At 40.9% G+C, this 21539-nt stretch carries 17 protein-coding genes; 9 read left to right on the top strand and 8 right to left on the bottom strand.

Annotation, left to right across the window (positions count from 1 at the left end):
• Positions 1–32: 32 nt before the first annotated feature.
• Positions 33–1004: an NAD(P)H-dependent flavin oxidoreductase gene (locus G9371_RS10030; RefSeq protein WP_029424170.1), complete on the top strand. Its 972-nt coding sequence runs from the start codon at positions 33–35 to the stop codon at positions 1002–1004.
• A 38-nt stretch (positions 1005–1042) separates the two neighbouring features.
• On the opposite strand, the gene G9371_RS10035 is transcribed toward G9371_RS10030, so the two are convergent.
• The 6 genes from G9371_RS10035 to G9371_RS10060 all read right to left on the bottom strand — a co-directional run bounded on the left by G9371_RS10035 (position 1043) and on the right by G9371_RS10060 (position 7616).
• Positions 1043–2215 carry an MFS transporter gene (locus G9371_RS10035; protein ID WP_086221428.1) on the bottom strand — a complete coding sequence of 391 codons (1173 nt, stop codon included), beginning with the start codon at positions 2213–2215 and terminating at the stop codon, positions 1043–1045.
• A gap of 64 nt (positions 2216–2279) precedes the next feature.
• The gene (locus G9371_RS10040) at positions 2280–3122 is read right to left on the bottom strand and encodes an IclR family transcriptional regulator (RefSeq protein WP_000081482.1); all 843 of its coding nucleotides are present in this window, start codon (positions 3120–3122) and stop codon (positions 2280–2282) included.
• Positions 3123–3231: 109 nt separating this feature from the next.
• Positions 3232–4437: a 3-oxoadipyl-CoA thiolase gene (locus G9371_RS10045; RefSeq protein ID WP_000930796.1), complete on the bottom strand. Its 1206-nt coding sequence runs from the start codon at positions 4435–4437 to the stop codon at positions 3232–3234.
• Positions 4438–4451: 14 nt separating this feature from the next.
• Positions 4452–5975 (bottom strand): 3-hydroxyacyl-CoA dehydrogenase, encoded by a 1524-nt coding sequence (locus G9371_RS10050; protein ID WP_029424168.1) that lies wholly within the window; start codon positions 5973–5975, stop codon positions 4452–4454.
• 61 nt (positions 5976–6036) lie between these two features.
• On the bottom strand, positions 6037–6798 hold the full coding sequence (locus tag G9371_RS10055) for an SDR family oxidoreductase (RefSeq protein ID WP_000101935.1): 762 nt from the start codon (positions 6796–6798) through the stop codon (positions 6037–6039).
• A 29-nt stretch (positions 6799–6827) separates the two neighbouring features.
• A complete protein-coding gene (locus G9371_RS10060) occupies positions 6828–7616 on the bottom strand; it encodes an enoyl-CoA hydratase (protein WP_029424167.1) in 789 nt (262 codons plus the stop codon).
• 311 nt (positions 7617–7927) lie between these two features.
• Between G9371_RS10060 and G9371_RS10065 the strand changes: the two genes are divergently transcribed.
• The 6 genes from G9371_RS10065 to G9371_RS10090 are packed head-to-tail and all read left to right on the top strand — an operon-like array spanning position 7928 to position 14382.
• Entirely contained in the window at positions 7928–9082 is a 1155-nt protein-coding gene (locus G9371_RS10065; RefSeq protein WP_000617392.1) for an acyl-CoA dehydrogenase family protein, read from the top strand.
• 58 nt (positions 9083–9140) lie between these two features.
• Positions 9141–10424 carry an MFS transporter gene (locus tag G9371_RS10070; RefSeq protein WP_002011956.1) on the top strand — a complete coding sequence of 428 codons (1284 nt, stop codon included), beginning with the start codon at positions 9141–9143 and terminating at the stop codon, positions 10422–10424.
• A gap of 47 nt (positions 10425–10471) precedes the next feature.
• On the top strand, positions 10472–11140 hold the full coding sequence (locus tag G9371_RS10075) for a 3-oxoacid CoA-transferase subunit A (protein ID WP_029424166.1): 669 nt from the start codon (positions 10472–10474) through the stop codon (positions 11138–11140).
• Positions 11140–11793: a 3-oxoacid CoA-transferase subunit B gene (locus G9371_RS10080; RefSeq protein WP_000116039.1), complete on the top strand. Its 654-nt coding sequence runs from the start codon at positions 11140–11142 to the stop codon at positions 11791–11793. Before G9371_RS10075 ends, G9371_RS10080 begins: the two co-directional genes overlap by 1 nt.
• Before the next feature lie 36 nt (positions 11794–11829).
• Positions 11830–13146 carry an outer membrane trimeric porin-like protein DcaP gene (dcaP, locus tag G9371_RS10085; RefSeq protein WP_029424165.1) on the top strand — a complete coding sequence of 439 codons (1317 nt, stop codon included), beginning with the start codon at positions 11830–11832 and terminating at the stop codon, positions 13144–13146.
• Positions 13147–13164: 18 nt separating this feature from the next.
• On the top strand, positions 13165–14382 hold the full coding sequence (locus G9371_RS10090) for an MFS transporter (protein ID WP_029424164.1): 1218 nt from the start codon (positions 13165–13167) through the stop codon (positions 14380–14382).
• 20 nt (positions 14383–14402) lie between these two features.
• Here G9371_RS10090 and G9371_RS10095 read toward each other — a convergent pair whose 3' ends face one another.
• Complete coding sequence (locus G9371_RS10095; RefSeq protein WP_086221426.1) at positions 14403–14852, bottom strand: PaaI family thioesterase; 450 nt, start codon at positions 14850–14852, stop codon at positions 14403–14405.
• A gap of 304 nt (positions 14853–15156) precedes the next feature.
• On the opposite strand from G9371_RS10095, the gene G9371_RS10100 reads away from it, so the two are divergent.
• Together G9371_RS10100 and G9371_RS10105 are read left to right on the top strand one after the other, a co-directional pair.
• On the top strand, positions 15157–16959 hold the full coding sequence (locus tag G9371_RS10100; RefSeq protein WP_029424163.1) for an acyl-CoA dehydrogenase C-terminal domain-containing protein: 1803 nt from the start codon (positions 15157–15159) through the stop codon (positions 16957–16959).
• 197 nt (positions 16960–17156) lie between these two features.
• Positions 17157–17960 carry a thioesterase family protein gene (locus tag G9371_RS10105; protein WP_029424162.1) on the top strand — a complete coding sequence of 268 codons (804 nt, stop codon included), beginning with the start codon at positions 17157–17159 and terminating at the stop codon, positions 17958–17960.
• A gap of 60 nt (positions 17961–18020) precedes the next feature.
• Here G9371_RS10105 and G9371_RS10110 read toward each other — a convergent pair whose 3' ends face one another.
• Complete coding sequence (locus tag G9371_RS10110; RefSeq protein WP_029424161.1) at positions 18021–21503, bottom strand: indolepyruvate ferredoxin oxidoreductase family protein; 3483 nt, start codon at positions 21501–21503, stop codon at positions 18021–18023.
• Positions 21504–21539 lie beyond the last annotated feature (36 nt).

A 21539-nucleotide genomic window follows, 5' to 3' on the forward strand; every position in this document is an offset into this window, starting at 1 on the left:
AGGCTGGCTATAGAACAGTGAGTGGAAAGAATATGAAGACCAAAATTACAGAACTATTTGAAATTGAGCATCCAATTATTCAAGGCGGTATGCATTATGTTGGTTTTGCAGAGCTTGCTGCTGCGGTTTCGAACGCGGGCGGGTTAGGTATTATCACTGGCCTGACTCAGCGTACACCTGAAAATCTGGCAAAAGAAATTGCACGTTGCCGAGAAATGACCGATAAACCTTTTGGGGTAAATTTAACCTTTTTACCTACCGTAAATACTCCTGATTATCCGGGTTTTGTAGAGGCAATTATTAAAGGTGGCGTAAAGATTGTAGAAACAGCAGGGCGTAATCCTGAACAGGTGATGCCATATTTAAAGGCTGCTGGTATTAAAGTAATTCACAAATGTACTTCGGTTCGACATAGCTTAAAAGCTCAGCAAATTGGGTGCGATGCAGTTTCTGTAGATGGTTTTGAGTGCGGTGGTCACCCTGGTGAGGATGACGTGCCAAATATGATTTTATTGCCTTTAGCAGCCGATGCATTAGACATCCCGTTTGTTGCTTCAGGTGGTATGGCAGATGGACGTTCGCTTGCTGCTGCTTTAGCGATGGGAGCCGATGGAATTAATATGGGCACGCGTTTTATTGCGACTCAGGAAGCTCCCGTACATGAAAATGTGAAACAGGCGATTTTATATGCAACCGAAAGAGATACGCGTTTAATTATGCGTGCTTTGCGAAATACTGAACGTGTCATGAATAATGCGGCCGTAGAAAAAATCGTGGCAAAAGAAAAAGCACTCGGCGATAACATTAAATTTGAAGATATTATCGAAGAAGTTGCGGGCGTCTATCCAAAAGTCATGATTGATGGTGATGTAAATGCAGGTGCATGGTCATGTGGGTTAGTGGCAAGCTTGATTCATGATATTCCGACATGCGATGAACTGGTTAGCCGAATTGTCAAAGAGGCAGAAGATATTATTCGCGGACGTTTATTAGGGGTTCTATAACGAACTATTGCCTACTTTATATAAGATCAGCACAAGTTTTAATTGTGCTGATTTTTTGCATCACTCACACAATAATAAAGACATAAAACGGCAAAAATTAAGCCTAAAATACAGACACCTGTCCATCCGAAGTGTTTCCAAGCATAACTTCCCGCTGTTGTGCCTAAAGCGCCTCCAGCAAAGTAACCTGTCATATAAATCGCGTTAAACCGCGAACGTAATTCTTGATTAAGTTTAAATACAATACTTTGATTGGTGACATGTACAGCAGAAAGAGAAGCGTAGAGAATGAGTAAGGCAATAATATAAAAAGCAAAATGGTAGGGTAAAAGTGAAAAAAGAATCCAACTTAATATAAGGCCAATGCCGCAATAAATTGAAATTTTATGGATATAGCCTTGGTCAATAAATTTGCCTGAAAAATTAGCAACGAAAGTTCCTAACACGCCAACAAAACCGAAAAGGCCAATGGTAAAGTCACTAAAAAAATAGGGCGCTGGAGCCAGAAGCAACGACATGGTGGTAAAGGTTAAACTTACACAAGCAAATGTAAAACCACCAATATAAGTTCTGGTTCTTAACCGATGATTTTGAATAAAAATCTGTGGTAAAGAACGAATGGTTTTCGCATAGTTTTCAGTTTTAGTCGGTGGAAATAACCCGATATTAAAGTACAAAATAAAAGCAATCCCAAGTAACAGAAAGCCACTGACCAGATAAATAAGATTCCAAGCGAAAAGCGTAGACATCAGTCCAGAAAGGGAGCGAGCGAGTAAAACTCCCATCATCAGTCCACTCAGTAAAAAGCCTACGACACGGCCACTTTGTTGAATTGGAACCAGACTTGCAGCAAGCGGTAACAAAAGTTGGGCTGCGCTGGAAAATAAACCGGTAATCACAGTGCCAAGCAGTAAAAGATAAATATTGTGCGAAAAACCGCTAATAATTAATCCACTTGAAGCCAATAACATAAAGATAAATAGCAGCTTGCGCTTTTCTATTATGTCCCCTAATGGCATTAAAAAGAGTAAACCACATGCGTAGGTGATTTGGGCTAGAGTGGGCACCCACGCTGTAGTCGTTTCGGTTAAATTTAGGCTTACACTAATTGAGTGAATAAGTGGCTGACTAAAATAATTTCCGCCTGTACAAATGCCTGCAGCAATCGCCATTAAAATAATGGTTGGGGTATAGAGTGCGTTTTTCATCATGCCTATAGTCATAATGAAAGTGGACCTTTAATCAACACGACCATTACTGCTTGAAGTAAGAGGGTTAGTGCGTTTCATTCAAAGCATCTTGAATATTGTGCACCATATGAATTAAACGTGGCCCAATTTCACCTTCAAGTTTTTCCGGATTTAAATGAAAACTTGGCGCACCACAGTTAAAAACATAAAGACCGTGTTTAGAACTAACCAAAGGTACAGCCACTGAGTTCACTTCTTTATGCCACTCACCTAAAGACAAACAATATCCATAATCTTGATAATCACGGAAAGCTCGTTCTAATGAGCGTTTTATGGCTGGCCAGTTTTCGGGGTTCTTTTGTTTTAGTGCATCAAGTAGAAAGTTGCGTTCACGTTCAGGGGTCGCAGCTAAGCATGCTCGGCCCATTGAACTGCTATGCAGTGGTAAAGTTGAACCAATTGGACGGCGCATGTTTAATGCAGTTTCAATTTGCACAACATCGATATACACCATATTTAAGCGATCACGCGTTGCCATCGCTACAGGCGCTTGAACATACTGGCTCATCTCTTCCATATATTGATGAGCAATATTACGAATCGAGATGTTAGATAATGCTGCATATCCTAAAGATAAAACGCCAATATCTAATGTATATTTGGTCGAGTTAGGCAATTGTTTTAAATAACCTAATGACACAAGGGTATTGGTAATACGTGCAATGGTCGGTTTAGGTAAACCTGTCATTTTTGCTAATTCTTGGTTGCCAAGCACCTGATTATTTGCAGAAAAGCATCTTAAAAGTTCTAAACCGCGTGCTAAAGAAGCAATAAATTGCGGGTTGTTTTCCCGATGTATATGCGAAATAGGATCTAAACGTATCTCATCAAAATTTATTGGTTTTTCAGTTTCCGTGTTTTGAGACATTCGATCCTCAAATATAATTAAAGCAATAGTTTTGCCATTATATTTCGCTCTGCAAAATAAATCCATTCATCACTGCGCTGTTGTGATGAATGGATATCCGGTTCAATGGTTATGAAACGTTTTCAATCACCATCGCAAGACCTTGACCTACACCAATACATAAGCTCACCACGGCATATTTCTTCTTACGGCGAATTAACTCGCGCGCTACTGTTAATGCAAGACGAGCGCCTGAAGCACCAAGTGGATGACCAACAGCAATTGCGCCACCGTTCGGGTTCACACGTGGGTCATTAAAATCAACATTTAAACCTTTTAAACAAGATAAAACCTGTGAAGCAAAGGCTTCATTAATTTCAATAATATCCATGTCATCTAAAGTAAGGCCAGCACGTGCAACCGCTTTTTTAATGGCTTCGATCGGACCTGCACCCATAATGCGTGGCTCAATACCTGCAGCCGCCGCTGACAAGATTTTTGCCATTGGTTTTAAGCCATATTTTTGACCTGCTGCTTCTGAACCAATCAAAAGTGCTGCTGCACCATCATTAATACCTGAGGCATTACCAGCTGTAACCACGCCACCTTCAAATAGCGGTTTTAACTTTGTGAGTGCTTCAACAGTTGAGCTTGGGCGAGGATGTTCATCTTCAGAAACGAGTTTAGGGGGCAATTTTTTGCTTTGGAAAACCTCAATTGGTGTAATTTCATCGGCAAAGAAACCTTCTTCTTTGGCTTTTTGATATTTGGCTTGTGATTGGGCTGCAAATAAGTCGGCTTGTTCACGGCTAATACCAAAGTCAGCTGCAACGTTATCGCCCGTTTCAGGCATTGAATGTCCGCCGTACTGAGCAATAATTTTTTTATTTGGAAAGCGAGAGCCAATGGTGGTGTCATAAATTTTTGCATCACGGCTATAAGCACTTTCCGCTTTACCCATCACGAAGGGAGCACGTGACATACTTTCTACACCACCGGCAATATACAGTTCGCCTTCACCACAAGTAATGGCACGTGCTGAATCAATTACTGCACCTAAACCACTCGCACATAGGCGGTTTACTGTCTGGCCTGGCACAGTAACAGGTAAACCTGCAAGTAATAGCGCATTTCGTGCCACATTACGGCTATCTTCTCCAGCTTGGTTGGTGTCGCCTAAGATCACATCTTCAATATCTGCGCCCGGTACACCAGTTTTTTCTAGTAGTTTTTGAATGACAGTTGCGGCTAAATCATCAGGGCGAATTGAGGCAAGTTCACCTGCATGACGGCCAAATGGACTACGTAAACCATCATAAATATATGCATTTAACATTGAGAAATTCCTTTTCAAGACTCATGAGTAAAAGTAAGAGGTAAGTGGAGTGCGACTCGACGCTGTAACCATGGACTAGGGCGGTAACGTGGGTCATGCGTAAGTGCTGTTATACGGTTTAGAATGAGTAAGATTTTTTCGCTACCGACTTGATCGCCCCATTCAATTGGACCAAATGGATAACCTAAACCAAGACGTACTGCAGCATTAATATCATCTACCGTTGCAATATTTTGCTGGGCAATATCGCAACCTAAATTAATAACCATTGCTAAAACGCGCTGCGCAACAAAGCCAATACTTTCAGCAATCATGCTGACCATATTTCCATCTAGATTGAAAATAGAGTGAGCTGCTTGTCGGTATTCAGGTTTGGTAACAAGTGAAGGCATCAAGGTTCGGTGCTTTGCAATGCCATAAAGCATGTCTATAGCAACGGCTTGTTCTGGGTTAATCCCTAGTCGGGTCGCCGCTTGGGTTGTGTCTTCACCGTAACAAGCGAGCAAACATAAGCTATCTGTTTGTGGTTCCGAATTGGTGTCTAAGGTAATATTTTGCTGAGTTAAATAATCTTCGAGCTGTTTTTTATCGTCTAAGAAATCGGCAGCGACCCAAACTTTTGGATATTTTGCTAAACGCTCTACAAACTTCGCAGGTTGTTCACCTGTTTTTGAACCAGTTTCATAGTTATAAAAACCCTGATTAACTTTACGTCCAAGTTGTTTAGCATCTAGCATTTGTTTGGTGAGCGGGTTTGGTTTGTAGCGGGCTTCTTCATAGTACTGATGATAAATCGACTCCATAACTGGATGCGAAACATCAAGGCCTGTTAAATCGAGTAATTCAAAAGGACCCATTCTAAATCCTACGCCGTCACGTAAAATTCGATCAATTTCACTGATATCACAGACATTCTCATTTAAGATTTTGAGCGCTTCGGTGCCATAAGCTCGGCCCGCGTGATTAATAATAAATCCAGGGGTGTCCTTCGCTACAACAGGGCGATGACCAAATGCACGAGACAGATCGTTTAAAGCATCAATAATAAGTGGGTCTGTTTTTAAACCACGAATGACTTCGACCACTTTCATGAGTGGAACGGGGTTAAAAAAGTGATAACCCACAACACGCTCAGGCTTTTTGCAATTTGCAGCAATGGCTGTAATAGAAAGAGAAGAGGTGTTTGAGGCTAAAATAGTATTATCCGAAACAATATCTTCAAGCTGCTGCATCAAGCTTTGTTTGATATCAAGACGTTCAACAATTGCTTCTACAATGAGGTCGCAATTTTTTAAATCTTCAATTTGATGAGCAACAATTAAATGGTTATTTGCCGCTGCTGCTTGCTCAGATGTAATTTTATTTTTGTCGACTAACTTTTGAAATGTAGCAGCCAGTTTTTCTTTAGCCTGTTCTGCTGCACCTGCTTTGGCATCATATAAATAAGTGGTATGACCTGACTGTGCAGCAATTTGAGCAATACCACTGCCCATAACACCTACACCAATCACAGCCATGCTTTTAATATCATAAGTCATGTCGATCATCCTGATTATTGATCTATATTTGAAATTAAACGGAAAAATAGGGTTGGGTGATTTAGCTTAAGCATTGTTTATCACCATCAATTGGTAAGATTTGTCCTGAAATTGAGCGACCACTGTCTGACGCTAAAAATAGGCATAAATCTGCAATATGCTTTGGATTGACAAAATATTTGAGCGACTGATTTTTCAGTGCATTTTGAGTCACTTCTTCAAGTGAGGTCTGCGCTACATCGGCACGGGCCTGTAATACGCGTTGAACCCGATCACCATCGACTGCACCCGGAAGAATAGCGTTAACTCGAATATTATCTGCACCGAGTTCCATAGAAAGCGTTTTGGTAAAACCAATCAGTCCCCATTTTGAAGTGGAATAGGCCAATCGATATGGATAGCCTAAGCGTCCGGCAATAGATGACATATTTATAATCACGCCTGCCTGTGCTTGCTTTAAATAGGGAATGGCTAACTGGGTAATTAAAAAAGTGCTATTCAGGTTTAAATTAATCACCGTGTTCCAATCTTCAAAACTTAGCTCATCTGCTGCAACGGTTGGGCCGGAGATGCCTGTGTTATTGACTAAAATATCAATACCGCCAAGTTTCTGAATGGCTTGACTAAACATCAGTTTAATTTGCTCATGATCAGCCAAATCACAGGTATATATATGTAGCTTTGGATAATCTTGTTGAAATTGTTCTAGGCTTTTAGCATTAATATCACAAACAAAAACTTCATCCTGATTGTTTAAAAATACCTCGGCAATGCATCGTCCAATCCCTGAACCACCTGCACTAATTAATACTTTCCTGGCCATTTTCATTCCTTTGTTATTATGGTTTTAAATTATTTACCTTGATACGACGGCTTACGCTTTTCGATAAAAGCTTGAACGCCTTCATTTTTATCTTCCGTAGAAAACAACAACTGGAATGCTTTTCGTTCTAGAGTTAAGCCTGCATTTAATGGAACATCCTCGCTCATCAACGCAACTTCTTTAATTTGTTGCAGGGCAATGGGCGGCATTTTTGCGAGGCTTTGTGCCATTTGAATTGCAGTTGGAATAGTTTGGTCATCTTCTGTGACTTGTGAAACAAGACCAATCAAATAAGCATCTTCGGCTTTGACCATGGCGCCTGTCATAATCATGCGCATGGCATGGAATTTACCCACAGCACGGAATAAACGTTGTGTACCGCCAGCACCAGGCATTAAACCAACTTTAATTTCCGGCTGGCCAAAGGTTGCACCTTTACCTGCAATAATAATGTCAGCGTGCATTGCAAGTTCGCAGCCACCCCCTAATGCATAACCATTTACGGCAGCAATCACGGGTTTAGGGCACTGGGCAATCGCGTTCCAATAACGTTCTGTATGACGCAATAACATTTCTGTGGAAGTTGCGGTTGCCATTTCTTTTAGATCTGCACCTGCAGCAAAGACTTCTTCACCGCCTGTGAGCACAACCGCATTGATCTCATCGTTAAAACTTAACTCGGTAAAAACTTGTGCGAGTTGTTTACGAACTTCACCGTTTAAAGCATTTTTTGCTTCTGGGCGGTTAATTTTAACAACCGCTATTTTTTGAATAGAAAAGTCGACTTCTACGAAATTATTCCCTGTTGACACACTCATTTTTGAATTCCTTGTTTCGCATATCAAAACTACATTCCTTTTATGATGCTTATTTTGGAATTTATTTCAAGTCTTATTTCTTTTAAGAGCGTAGTTGTTATCTTTTAAAAGATCTAAGTTATTGATATTACGTAGTGGTCTAATTTTAAATTTCGTTAAACGAAATTAATTTTCAAAAAAGCTTGAAATTTGTATTTTTGTTCTCGTACTATGAAACACATCCGCAGTAAACAAGATTTAAAACATGGTATCCAGATTAGCTGGAGATGGCTGATGGGTACGATGGAAATACATAAAAAGGGAGATCACAGATGATCCGTGATGAAGGGATGTTGGAGCAGTTACTTTCAACAATTCGAGATTTTGTAAAAAATGAATTGATCCCTCGTGAAAACGAAGTGGTAGAGAAAGACAAAATTCCGGATGACATTGTGCAGCAAATGCGTGAGCTTGGTTTGTTCGGTCTTACAATTCCCGAAGAATATGGTGGCTTAGGCATCACTATGGAAGAGGAAGTCAGAGTTGCATTTGAACTTGGACAAACTTCACCGGCTTTTCGTTCTTTAATTGGCACCAATAACGGGATTGGCTCAAGTGCAATTTTGATTGATGGTACAGAAGAGCAAAAGCAGAAATATTTACCACGTTACGCAAGTGGCGAAATTATTGGTTCATTTTGTTTAACCGAGCCTGAATCTGGTTCTGATGCTGCTTCTTTAAAAACCAGTGCCGTAAAAGATGGCGATTTTTATGTGTTAAATGGCACCAAACGTTTTATTACCAATGCACCCCATGCTGCAACTTTCACTGTAATGGCTCGGACGAATCCTGAAATTAAAGGGTCAGGTGGCATTTCAGCTTTTTTAGTTGAGGCGAATACGCCGGGCATTACGTTGGGCAAAATTGACCAAAAAATGGGGCAAAAGGGTTCACATACCTGTGATGTGATTTTTGAAAATTGCCGTGTGCCTGCTTCTGCACTGATTGGTGGAGTAGAAGGTGTCGGTTTTAAAACGGCCATGAAAGTGCTGGATAAAGGGCGTTTGCATATTGGTGCTTATAGCGTAGGTGTTGCCGAACGCATGTTAAACGACGCACTGCACTATGCGATTGAGCGTAAACAGTTTGGTCAACCTATTGCAAACTTCCAGCTTATTCAAGCCATGCTTGCCGACTCAAAAGCCGAGATTTATGCAGCTAAATGTATGGTCCTAGATGCAGCTCGCCGCCGTGACAATGGCGAAAACATTAGCACAGAAGCATCTTGCGCAAAAATGTTTGCGACTGAAATGTGCGGACGTGTTGCTGACCGCTGTGTACAGATTCATGGTGGTGCGGGCTATATCAGTGAATATGCGATTGAGCGTTTTTATCGAGATGTGCGTTTGTTCCGTTTATATGAAGGAACCACGCAAGTTCAACAACTTATTATTGCCAAAAACATGATTAGGGAAGCTACAGCCTAATAAAAAATCAAATGCCATGAGGCATGGGATGCCTCATGTTCCTTCTGAGGATATGGACATGACAACAAAGACTGTTACAGAGAATATGAGTAGCACTGAAGCTATTCAAACACCAAAAAAGATTTGGATTACAGCTTTTATATTCGCTTTTTTTACACTTTTATGTGACGGGGCCGACTTAGGTTTTTTGGCATTAAGTCTCACTAGTCTTAAAGCAGAGTTTCATTTAACTGGTGTGCAAGCCGGAACATTAGGAAGCTTGACACTATTTGGTTCGGCCGTGGGTGGCCTTATTGGTGGTTGGGCTTGCGACCGTTTTGGTCGGGTCCGCATTATTGTTTTCTTTATTGCTTTTTCTTCGATATTAACCTGTGCACTCGGCTTTACACATTCTTATATGCAATTTGCAGTTTTAAGAACAATAGGCGCCATGGGCTTAGGTGCACTTTATATTGCCTGTAACATTCTTATGTCTGAAATGGTGCCAACGAAACACCGTTCTACCGTTTTAGCAACGCTGATGACAGGTTATACACTAGGTTCTTTATTAGCGACATTACTAGCAGGTCATATTATTCCTGAACATGGCTGGCGTTTTCTATACTGGATTGCAATTACGCCTGTGGTTTTGTCAGTTTTGATGCATTTTTGTGTACCTGAACCTGAGTCATGGAAAAAAGCTCGTCAACTAAAAGCGCTAGAAGTCGCTCAAAGTAACCAACCTAAAAAACGTCAAAATCCATATCTTGAGATTTTAAGAGATAAAAAACATGGAACCATGTTTATTCTTTGGATTATTAGTACTGGGGCATTGCAGTTTGGTTATTACGGGGTAAGTAACTGGTTACCTGCTTATTTAGAGTCTGACCTTGGCATCAAGTTTAAAGAAATGGCGATGTATATGGTCGGTACATTCCTAATTATGATGTTTGCCAAAGTAATCGCAGGGATCGTTGCCGATAAATTAGGACGCCGCGCTGTATTCGCTTTTGGAACCATTGGTACAGCCTTATTTATTCCAGTCATTGTTTATTTAAATACACCAACCAACATTTTATGGATGATGCTGTTCTTCGGTTTCCTTTACGGTATGCCTTACGCAATTAATGCCACCTATATGACAGAAAGCTTCCCGACTTCTATTCGAGGCTCGGCAGTGGGCGGTGCTTATAACATTGGCAAAGTACTTTCAATTTTCTCTCCATTAACAATTGGTTATCTATCGCAAAACGGTTCTATTGGTTTAGGGCTCTTGGTGATGGCTGCAGCTTATTTTATCTGCGGTGTAATTCCATTGTTATTTATTAAAGACCGACTATTTAACCCGCAAAAGGCAGAGTGACAGATCAATCTGTCACCTTAAATTAAGGATGAAAAGGGACAAGTGAGATGATAAATAAATTCACCAGTGACATTGAACCGATTTTAAAAGCTATTCCTGATGGGGCAACCATCATGACAGGCGGGTTTGGTGTGACGGGGCAACCTGCTGAATTAATTGAAGCCTTAATCGATTTAGGAAAAAAAGAACTCACCATTGTAAATAACAATGCGGCTTCTGGTGATCGTGGTTTAACAAATCTGATTATTGCTGGCTGTGTCAAAAAAATGATTTGTTCATTTCCGAAATCTGCTGGATCAACCGTTTTTCAAGACATATATAGAGCGGGAAAAATTGAGTTAGAACTGGTTCCACAAGGTAATTTGGCTTGTCGTATTCAGGCCGCAGGTGCTGGTCTCGGGGCTATTTTTACTCCGACTGGTTATGGTACTAAAGTTGCCGAGGGTAAAGAGACCCGAACCATTAACGGTAAAAATTATGTGCTTGAATATCCACTTGAAGCTGATTTTGCACTGATTTATGCCGATAAAGCCGACCGCTGGGGCAATTTAACATACCGTAAAGCAGCCCGCAATTTTGGCCCAATTATGGCAAAAGCCGCCAAGACCACGATTGTTCAAGTGAATGACACCGTAGAGCTAGGAACGCTTGACCCTGAGTGCATTATTACACCGGGAATTTTTGTTCAGCACGTTGTAAAAGTAGGAGATATCTAATGTCAGTTCAAAAACGTTCTCGTGAAGATATTGCCAAGCTCATTGCCAATGACATTCCGGAAGGTTCTTATGTCAATTTAGGCATTGGTTTACCGACCAACGTTGCTAAATTTTTGCCAAAAGACAAAGAAATCTTTTTACATTCGGAAAATGGGGTTTTGGCTTTTGGTCCACCACCACAACCTGGTGAAGAAGACCAAGACTTAGTGAATGCCGGAAAAGAACTTGTTACTTTGTTAGACGGTGGATGCTTTATGCATCATGGCGACTCATTTGACATTATGCGTGGCGGTCATCTGGACATTTGTGTGATTGGTGCATTCCAAGTTGCGGTAAATGGAGACTTGGCAAACTGGCATACCGGTAAGGCAGATGATGTGCCGGCAGTTGGCGGTGCTATGGATTTGGCAGTCGGTGCAAAAACGATTTATGTCTATATGGAGCATGTCACTAAAAAAGGTGAGCCCAAAATTGTAAAAGAACTGAGCTATCCAATAACGGGTGAGCAGTGTGTAAACCGTATTTATACCGATTTATGCATTATTGAACTCAAAGACCAAAAAGCTTACGTCAAGGAAATGGTAGACGGCTTAACTTTTGATGAATTACAGGCAGTCACTGACTGTGAACTAATCGATGCACGTGTAGCCTAAATACACACGGAAAAATGCTTCTTTAAGGATTAAAAGATGAAAAAATTAATTTTAGCTGCAGCTTGCGCTGCGGCTTCAGGGACTATTTTTGCAAATTCTTCAGATACCACAGAACAAAAAATTAATTTGCTAGAAACCGAGCTGCAAAAATTAAAAGCAGAACTTGCTGCTCAGAAACAAACTCAAAATAATTTACAGGTCAAACAGGTTAAGATCGAAGAGAACATTGAAAAAACTAAAGCGACTGTAACAGAGAAGCCTGTTGCTCCTTCGTGGGTCACTTGGACGGATAACGTGAAGGTTTACGGTATTGCCCGTATTGATGCAGCGGTTGATTTCAAATCATCACCAGACTCGGGCGGTAGAACGACCAGCAGCTTGTACCGAACACCTTTTGAAAGTGAAAAACGTTCAAACCATGCACGCTCTGATGCCATGATTAATGCAAGCCGATTAGGTGTTTATTTTAACAGCCCAAATAAAGCTGTGACGGGAAATATTGAAGCCGATTTCTTCGATAGCTCTAACATGGGAACGGGCGATGGTAAATTCCGTATCCGTCATGCTTTTTTTACCTATAAAGACTGGACCTTTGGTCAAACATGGTCACTCATGTCTAACATGGAAACCCGTACAGAAGCTGTTGATTACACCCAATTTGTGGGAACCTCTTATACGCGTACTCCTCAAATTCGCTATGACTGGAAAATTGATACCAATAATGATTTAAAAGTAGCTTTGGAATATACAGGTTCGAGAGTCTCGGCATTTCCAACTTTAACGGGGCGCTATACCTTTAAACAAGGGCCTTTAACAGCTCTTGCTCAAGGCTTTATTAATGAAAAGTCTACAGATGTCGCAACTGCCACGGTGAAAAAAGTAAGTTGGGGTGCTGGCGGCGGTTTAAAATATCAACTCACGCCACAACAATCGGTACAAGCAAATTATCAATATATTGTCGGTGATCAAAAATTTATGCCGTATACCACCCAAAGTGGGTTGGCAAATTCAACAAGTTTAAATGCCGCGGGTGATTTCTCTTTAAACGAAGACAAAACAGATTTGGTTATGAATAAGTTGAATAGCATCAATATTGGTTATTCATATAAATTTAATGAGCAATGGCGTGCAAACTTATCGGCTTCAATGTTTGATTATGATGATGACACGGCTTATGCCAAACTCAACCCAGATGCCAATAAACGCTTAACGGACTATGCAGCTAACGTCTTTTATTCACCAATTGAGCAAATGGATATTGGTATGGAATATCACCAAGGCAAACGAGAAGTATTTGATGGCAGAACCGCTGATGTATCACGTGTAAACTTTGTATCGATGTATAAATTCTAAAATGGGACGTAGTTAAAAATGGAAAAAATAGTTGAGCCCAATGCAGAAAATATACTGTCAAAAAGCTTTATTTTTATCATGGCAATGACATGTGGAATTTGTGCGGGTTCAAACTATTATAACCAGCCCTTAATCTATTCGATTGCTGAAGCATTAAAAGTTAATGCCGATCAAGTTGCTTTAACTATTGTGATTAGCCAACTGTCCTATGCAGTTGGCCTTTTTATATTGGTTCCCTTAGGCGACTTTTTTGAAAAGCGAAGTTATATTTGCTTGCTCATGTGTTGTACAGGCCTTGCCCAAGTAGGGCTATCTTTAAGTCAAACCTTGCCAGCTTTATATGGCTTTACCTTTTTAGCCACATTCTTTTCGATTGCGACTCAAGTTTTGGTTCCTTTTGCCGCAGGTTTAGCTAGCCCGAAAAAAAGCCCTCAAGTTGTAGGCACTCTCATGAGTGGTTTGTTCTTGGGAATATTATTGGCACGCTCTATTGCAGGCTTACTTTCTACAGTTTGGTCTTGGCATGCGGTTTATTTAATTAGCGGAATTGTCATTTTGGTGTTTGCTTGGGTAATGTGGGTAAAGTTACCAGTTGCGCGTAAGTCTCACCAACTCAATATTCTACAGATCTATGGTTCACTATTTTCATTAGCCGTTCATCAGCCTCATTTACTACGCCGTGGTTTGGCAGGGGGAATTGGCTTTGGTATTTTGGCTCTTATTTTTACCACCATGACTTTTATTTTGGCGAATGAGCCTTATCACTTTAACGATTTCCAGATTGGTTTATTTGGAATTGTGGGCTTGGCCGGTGTATTTGCGACCCCATGGGCAGGTAAGAAAATTGCAGCAGGTCTTGAAAATAAAATTGCAGTGATTTGCATGGGATTATTAATGAGTGCATGGGTACCCCTATTTTTTGCGCAGCAGTCTCTGGTTGCCTACGCTGTTGGTGTGATTATGGCGTACTTCGGTTTGTCAGCATTTCATGTGCTTAACCAAAATTTGGTCTATCGAATTTCGGCCGAGGCACGTTCCCGTATTAATTCAATTTATATGACCTTATATTTTGGCGGAGCCGCCTTAGGTTCTTTTATTGCGGTGTATGCTTGGAAACATTGGGGATGGGAAGCATGTGCAGCCTTAGGTTTAGCGATGGCAATGTTAAGTTTCTTGATTGATCGCTTAGATTTTTATGAAATGAACAAGATAGCAAAGCAAGAAAAAGCTCCATAAATAGGAGCTTAGATATTTTATTATTTGCGAATAATCATTAAGGTTGCCGAAGCAAAAGCATACACTTTGCCGTTCTCATCTACGATTTTACCTTGGGTACTAATAATATTGCGGCCCGCATTGATCAACTCGGCCGTCGCATAGTAAGACGTATCAATCTGCATGGGGCGGATCATTTTTACATTTAAATCAATGGTTCCATAGCCAACACCATGTTCAAGTAGGGTATGGGCCGCACTGCCTGTCGCCGTATCTAAAGCTGTGGCACAAAAGCCGCCGTGTACACCGCCTTGTATATTTTTATGTTCTTTGCGAGGAGTAACTTTATAAGTTGCTTTACCTTCGGAAACTTCAACGAGTTCCATCGGTATGGTGTGAGCCATAGGTGATGGAGAAACTTCACCATTTTTTAAAGCGGTTAAAAACTCAAGACCTGTGTATTTCGGGCTTTCCATAAATCGTCCTTGCATGATTAAGCAGTCTAATCACCATACTATAAATTGATTTTTTACGGAATAAAATTTTGCAATACAAAATAAAAATTTATTCTGGTTAAACAAGACTAATTAATTTTTATCTTATATTTTTATTTAAAAACATATATTTATATTTTATCTCTATAGCTAAGTTAGGATAATTTTATTAAATTAGTGAAAATATATTTTGCTATAAGAAATTTTTTGATATTTTGGTGAGATTGAAACAATAAAAGTCCATTTCAAGGAAAAACAATATCTGCCCATGACATAGGCAGTGAAGTGAAAGGAAAAAACTATGCCTTCATACAAAGCTCCATTACGTGATATGCAATTTGTACTGCATGAAATGCTTCAAACAGAACAGAACTATCAAGGTTTAAGTAAATATCAGGAAAGCGTAAATCGAGAATTAATTGATCAATACTTAGAGGCAGCAGCAGATTTTTGTGAAAATGAATTGGCGCCCATAAATCAAAATGGCGATCAGGAAGGCTGTCATTTAAATCAAGGCGTAGTCACAACGCCGAAAGGTTTTAAAGAAGCCTACCAAAAATATGCTGAGCTTGGATTTACCTCACTAACCGCCGACCCTGAATATGGTGGGCAAGGCTTACCAACATTGCTGCGGATTGCCATTTCTGAAATGTTATGTGGTTCTAATTGGGCGTGGGCAATGTATCCGGGTTTGTCTCATGGGGCGATGAGAACCATAGAGCACCATGGGACCGAGCAACAAAAACAAAAGTTTTTGACTAAACTCATTAGCGGTGTCTGGACGGGAACAATGTGTTTAACCGAATCCCATGCAGGCTCAGACCTTGGGTTAATTAGAACGAAAGCCGAACCAAATCCGGATGGTAGTTACTCAATTACGGGGGAAAAGATTTTTATTTCAGCGGGTGAACACGATCTTTCCGAAAATATTATTCATATTGTTTTAGCTCGTTTGCCTCAAGCACCTGCAGGGACTAAAGGCATTTCTCTATTTATTGTACCTAAATTTAATGTGAGTGATGATGGTCAGGTGCTGGACCGTAATAAAGTCGTTTGTAGTGCGATTGAACATAAAATGGGTATTCATGGAAATGCCACCTGCGTACTTAATTTTGATGGTGCAAAAGGTTATTTGATTGGTCCGGAAAATCGCGGGCTTAATTGTATGTTTACCTTTATGAATACCGCACGGATTGGAACAGCAGTACAAGGGCTTGCAGCTTCTGAAATTTCATTTCAAGGCGCATTAAGTTATGCCAAAGAGCGCCTTGCTATGCGTTCGCTATCTGGTCCTAAATATCCTAACAAAAATGCTGATCCAATTATTGTCCATCCCGCTGTGCGTTCAATGTTAATGACACAAAAAGCTTTTTCTGAAGGTGGGCGTGCGCTGGCTTACTTTTTAGCTCAGCATGTCGATATTGTCGAAAGTTCAAATGATCAGGAACAGCAAAAACACTCCGATGAATTACTGGCTTTTTTAACGCCAATTGCTAAGGCCTTTTTAACAGAGTCGGGTAATGAGTCTGCAAAGCATGGCGTTCAAGTATTTGGCGGTCATGGCTTTATTGTTGAGCATGGAATGGAGCAAATTTTACGTGATGCGCGTATCTCAACATTGTATGAAGGAACGACCGAAATTCAATCTTTAGATCTACTTGCACGTAAAGTTCTCAAGTCAGAAGGTAAACTTCTAAAAAATATGACCGACTTAATTGATCAATTTATTGGTCAACAGCAATCAAATGAAGTCTTGAAACCTTATTTAGAAAAATTAGCTGAGCTCAAGCAACAATGGTTGTCACTGACCAAAACTATTGCAGAGAAAGCCAAGCACAATCCTGAAGAAATAGGGGCAGCTTCGGTGGATTATCTTTATTTTTCCAGTTACGTCGTGTTCGCTTATTTGTGGGCTCGAATGGCACAAGTTGCCCATGAAAAATTAGAATCGGGTACACAAGAAGAAGCTTTTTATAAAGCAAAATTAACGACAGCTAAGTTTTTCTATCAAAAGCTTTTGCATCGTACACAGAGTCATGCTGCTTGTATTGAGTCTGGCGCTGAATCTGTGATGGAGCTCGATCAAGATGCTTTTGCATTTTAGTGAATGGTAAGTTCTAGAATCACTAGGTGAAAATTTATGTGCGGAATTTTACCTAGTGATTAAATTTGTAATTTTAGACTCATGAGTTTTTGGTAGGAAAAACCAGTTGAGCCAAAGAAATAGAGGGTTAACATAAGCATTAAAACGTGAATTTTCATCAAATATTGATGTTGGATAAGGACTACGGAAAGAAAATCATGAATGCTTATTATCAATTACTGAATAGAACAATCGGTCCTCAAGGCGAAGTTATTGCTCATTATTGCTCAACTGTTCATGCACAAGGGGCATGGAATCCTCATGAACAGCACATGGCGCCTGCAAGTGGTGTCATCGCAGCTGAGCTAGAGCAATTTTCACCACGACAAGATATGCGAATTGGTCGAATTAGTTTTGATATTTTTGGATTGATTGCATTTGGTGAATTTACGATTAAGACACATGTGATTCGTGCCGGTAAAACCATTGAATTGATTGAAGCCGAAATGCAAGCACAAGGTAAAACCTGTATTGTGGCTAGAGCATGGCGCATGTGTACTCAAGACAGTTCCGATATTGCTGGGCTTGAAGATCAGCCAGTTCATCATCCAGATACCTTTACAGAATGGACAGGTATGAAAAGATGGCCGGGTGGTTTTATTCAAACGCTAGTCACTAAAACTGATGATCAGCATCGCGCAGGCAAAGGGATTGTTTGGCTGAATAATGATAAAGAAATCGTGGAAGGGCAGCCGACCACAGATTTTGCGCATTTAATTGGCATGGTAGATGCGGCAAACGGCATTGTCCCAAGACAAGAAGGCGAATTTACTTGGGGCTTTCCAAATCTTGATTTGCAAATCCACATGCACCGTTATCCGCAAGGGAAATGGCTAGGTTTGGAAACCGTTCAGCAATATGGTTCGGATGGTATTGGTTTAACCAGTGCGGTTTTACATGATGTGTATGGTCCATTTGGACGAAGCGAGCAGATTTTGACTTTACGTAAAATGACTAAATAAATTTTTGAGCCAATAAAAAGTCATCCCTCAGGATGACTTTTTTATTTTGAGATTTAATTTTTAGTTACGGACTTTTAGCAGTGTTGGGGTAAGTTCATCCCAACGTTGTTTTGCAGCGTCCATTGCTTTCATTTTGATATGCCCATAACCACGAACTTCTGCCGGTAATTTTGCAATTTGCTCAGCAACTGCCAAGTTATGATTGTCTGGTGCTTCAACAAGTGCTTCAACAAATGTGATGTAACGATCACGCCATGCTTGTTCGTGTTGACGCTCTTCTTGACGCGCAAATGGGTCAAGGAAAGTTTCACGAAGCCATTGTAAGCGAGCAAGCATCATCATTGGGAAGCGCATCCAGTAACCAAACGCACGTTTACGGACATTTTTCAGACCACCAAGCAACGCTGGCGGAGCAAGATGATACGTTAAACGTAAGCCTTTACCGAATTGGGTTTCAATCGATTCTTTGAAGCTTTTACCTGTTAAAAGACGAGCAACTTCATATTCATCTTTATAAGCCATGACTCTGTACAGCTGAGTTGCAATGGTACCCGTTAATTCTTCTGGTAACTTTTTAGCTGCCAATTCTACAAGTGTGCGGTATTTAGCTGCATAAGCTTCATTCCAGTAGTCTGTTAAACGAGCAGAACGGTCTTCAACAAGTTCAGCCAAAGTTTGCGGAGTTTTGGTTTTTGGCATTGCTGCAAGTAAACGAGCAGCTAAAGTCGGGTCACTTGCAAGATGACAACCCACACGGAAAGCTTCGAGGTTCTTTTCAACAGCAGTACCATTTAAGCGAATTGCTTTTTCAATGCTTTCACGCAGTAATGGAATACGACCAGATTGCCATGCCATACCGAGTAATAACTGGTTGGTATAGATTGAATCACCTAGAAGCTGTGTTGCAATGCGAGCGGCTGGCAGAGAAACCAGTTGACCTTGGCGAACACGACCACGAAGACGGTCTATTAAATCGCTAATAGGCGCATACCAGTCACGAGATTTAATAAACTCAGAAGTAGGAGTACTGTCTTCATTCACAATAACCAAAGCATCATCTTTTAAGCGAGATAGAGCAGCGCTACCACCAGCCACTACGGCATCTGCACCAATCAATAATTCACATTGGCCCGCTGGAATTTTGGTAGAAGAAATTTGCTCATCACTTGCTGCAAGTTGTACGTATGAATAAACCGTACCGCCTTTTTGGGCAAGACCTGCCATGTCCATAACACGTGTGGCTTTACCTTCTAGGTGAGCTGCCATACCAAGGAGTGCCCCAATAGTTACAACACCCGTACCACCAATACCACCAACCATAATACGACTTGGAACGTCATATAACTGAGGAATAACTGGTGATGTTGGCCAGCCTGCACCAATACCTTCAAATTTAGCCGGACGTTTCATATCACGTGTATAAACAGTCACAAAACTAGGGCAGAACCCTTCAGCACAAGTGAAGTCTTTATTACAGCTACTTTGGTTAATTTGACGCTTAGTGCCTAAAGCAGTCTCTACTGGCTCAATAGATAAACAGTTTGATTTTTTCGAACAGTCACCGCAGCCTTCGCAAATATCACTGTTAATGTATAAACGTTCAGCTGGGTCGGGGTAGGCATCGCGTTTACGACGACGGCGTTTTTCACTGGCACAGGTTTGTACATAAATTAAAGCGGTGACACCTGTAACTTCACGAAGCTCACGTTGAACTGTATCGAGTTCATTACGGTGGCGAATTTCGACACCCGGTGCAATGCCATCTTCTTCGTTTAATAGTTTAACTTCATCAGTAACAATGACTTGTTTTTTAATACCTTCAGCAGCAAGCTGACGAGTTAACTGTGCAACGCTCAAATGACCATCTACATGCTGACCACCTGTCATAGCGACTGCATCGTTATAGAGGATTTTGTAGGTAATATTGGTTTTTGCAGCGATAGACTGACGGATTGCTAAGTAACCAGAGTGGAAATAGGTTCCATCACCAAGGTTAGCAAAAATGTGTTTTTCATTGGTAAATGGTGATGCACCCACCCAACTTACACCTTCACCGCCCATTTGAGAGAATGTTTCGGTACCGCGGTCAAGTGAAACTGCAATATAGTGACAACCGATACCGCCTAATGCACGGCTACCTTCAGGAACTACGGTTGAAGAGTTATGTGGGCAACCACTACAGAAATATGGCTTACGTTCAGCAAGATCAATAACACGTTTTGATTCTTGCTCTGCTTTTAGCAGTAAGTCGATTCTGCTTTGGATTTGTGCTTTTAAGCTTTCTGGAATATCTAGTTTTAAGAAGCGAGCAGCCAGCATTTTTGCAATGGGTTCAGGCTGATACTCATAGTGACCAATGAGCGGAGCTTCTTCAATAGAAGTACTCCATTCACCTTTGCCATCAGTTGCTTTACCAATCACATGTGGACGTTTGCCATCAGGAAGTGAGTACAGCTCATCTTTAATTTGTGTTTCAATAATTGGACGTTTTTCTTCAATAACGATCAGTTCTTGTAAACCTTCAGCAAACTCACGAACGCCTTGTGGTTCTAACGGCCAAATCAGACCAACTTGATAAACACGTAGACCAAGCTGCTGAGCAGTTTCATCTTCAATACCTAAAATGCGTAAGGCTTCAATGGTATCTAAATAACCTTTACCACTTGCAGCAATACCGATACGGGCATTTCCACAAGGCCATGTAACGGTGTTGATTTTGTTGGCGCGGGCATAAGCCAAAACAGCAGGTAAGCGATATTTATAAAGGCGTTCTTCTTGCTGAATGCCATGATCTGGCCAGCGAATATTGACGCCGCCTTCTGGGAAATTGATATCTTCTGGTATAACCGGGGTAACACGGTCTAGATCGACATGAACAGAAGCAGAAGTTTCTACAATTTCACTGACGAGCTTCATTGAAGACCAAAGGCCAGAAAAACGTGAAACAGCAATGGCGTGAACACCAAAGTCTAAAATTTGTTGAACGGATGTTGGGTAGAAAATTGGAATGCCACAACCAATCATGACATGTTCAGACTGGTGGGGAACTGTAGAAGATTTACATGAGTGGTCATCACCAAATAAAGCAACCACACCACCACGTTCAGAGGTACCAGCTAAGTTAGCATGGCGGAGTACGTCGCCTGAACGGTCAACACCCGGGCCTTTACCATACCACCAAGAAGACACTCCATCATATTTGCCTTGGCCTGAAAGGTTAACTTGTTGGGTACCCCAAATTGCGGTAGCAGCCAAGTCTTCGTTTACACCAGGTTGAAATACAACATTATGGGATTTAAGTAATCCTTGAACTTGCCAAAGGAAACTATCATAGTTACCAACAGGAGAACCGCGATAACCAGAAATAAAACCAGCAGTATGATAACCATTCATCGCGTCACGGCGAGTTTGGGCAAGAGGCAAACGAACAAGCGCCTGAATGCCGGTCATATATGCTGTACCGTTATCACTTACATATTTATCTTCAAGTGACACATCCTTTGTTGCAATAATATTTGGAGTGACTTTTGTAGCTATATTCATTTATATCTCCTTAGAATTTTTAGTAGCTCGAACTAC

It is taken from the genome of Acinetobacter sp. EKM10A (genome assembly GCF_011075215.1).
GTDB lineage: Bacteria > Pseudomonadota > Gammaproteobacteria > Pseudomonadales > Moraxellaceae > Acinetobacter > Acinetobacter baumannii.

Bases quoted from the DNA above. Each gene is read 5' to 3' on its own strand.
- G9371_RS10100 (WP_029424163.1), top strand. From the start codon at position 15,157: ATGCCTTCATACAAAGCTCCATTACGTGATATGCAATTTGTACTGCAT.
- G9371_RS10065 (WP_000617392.1), top strand. From the start codon at position 7,928: ATGATCCGTGATGAAGGGATGTTGGAGCAGTTACTTTCAACAATTCGA.
- G9371_RS10070 (WP_002011956.1), top strand. From the start codon at position 9,141: ATGACAACAAAGACTGTTACAGAGAATATGAGTAGCACTGAAGCTATT.
- G9371_RS10055 (WP_000101935.1), bottom strand. From the start codon at position 6,798: ATGGCCAGGAAAGTATTAATTAGTGCAGGTGGTTCAGGGATTGGACGA.
- G9371_RS10040 (WP_000081482.1), bottom strand. From the start codon at position 3,122: ATGTCTCAAAACACGGAAACTGAAAAACCAATAAATTTTGATGAGATA.
- G9371_RS10110 (WP_029424161.1), bottom strand. From the start codon at position 21,503: ATGAATATAGCTACAAAAGTCACTCCAAATATTATTGCAACAAAGGAT.
- G9371_RS10045 (WP_000930796.1), bottom strand. From the start codon at position 4,437: ATGTTAAATGCATATATTTATGATGGTTTACGTAGTCCATTTGGCCGT.
- G9371_RS10035 (WP_086221428.1), bottom strand. From the start codon at position 2,215: ATGATGAAAAACGCACTCTATACCCCAACCATTATTTTAATGGCGATT.
- G9371_RS10060 (WP_029424167.1), bottom strand. From the start codon at position 7,616: ATGAGTGTGTCAACAGGGAATAATTTCGTAGAAGTCGACTTTTCTATT.
- G9371_RS10050 (WP_029424168.1), bottom strand. From the start codon at position 5,975: ATGACTTATGATATTAAAAGCATGGCTGTGATTGGTGTAGGTGTTATG.
- G9371_RS10090 (WP_029424164.1), top strand. From the start codon at position 13,165: ATGGAAAAAATAGTTGAGCCCAATGCAGAAAATATACTGTCAAAAAGC.
- dcaP (WP_029424165.1), top strand. From the start codon at position 11,830: ATGAAAAAATTAATTTTAGCTGCAGCTTGCGCTGCGGCTTCAGGGACT.
- G9371_RS10080 (WP_000116039.1), top strand. From the start codon at position 11,140: ATGTCAGTTCAAAAACGTTCTCGTGAAGATATTGCCAAGCTCATTGCC.
- G9371_RS10030 (WP_029424170.1), top strand. From the start codon at position 33: ATGAAGACCAAAATTACAGAACTATTTGAAATTGAGCATCCAATTATT.
- G9371_RS10105 (WP_029424162.1), top strand. From the start codon at position 17,157: ATGAATGCTTATTATCAATTACTGAATAGAACAATCGGTCCTCAAGGC.
- G9371_RS10095 (WP_086221426.1), bottom strand. From the start codon at position 14,852: ATGCAAGGACGATTTATGGAAAGCCCGAAATACACAGGTCTTGAGTTT.
- G9371_RS10075 (WP_029424166.1), top strand. From the start codon at position 10,472: ATGATAAATAAATTCACCAGTGACATTGAACCGATTTTAAAAGCTATT.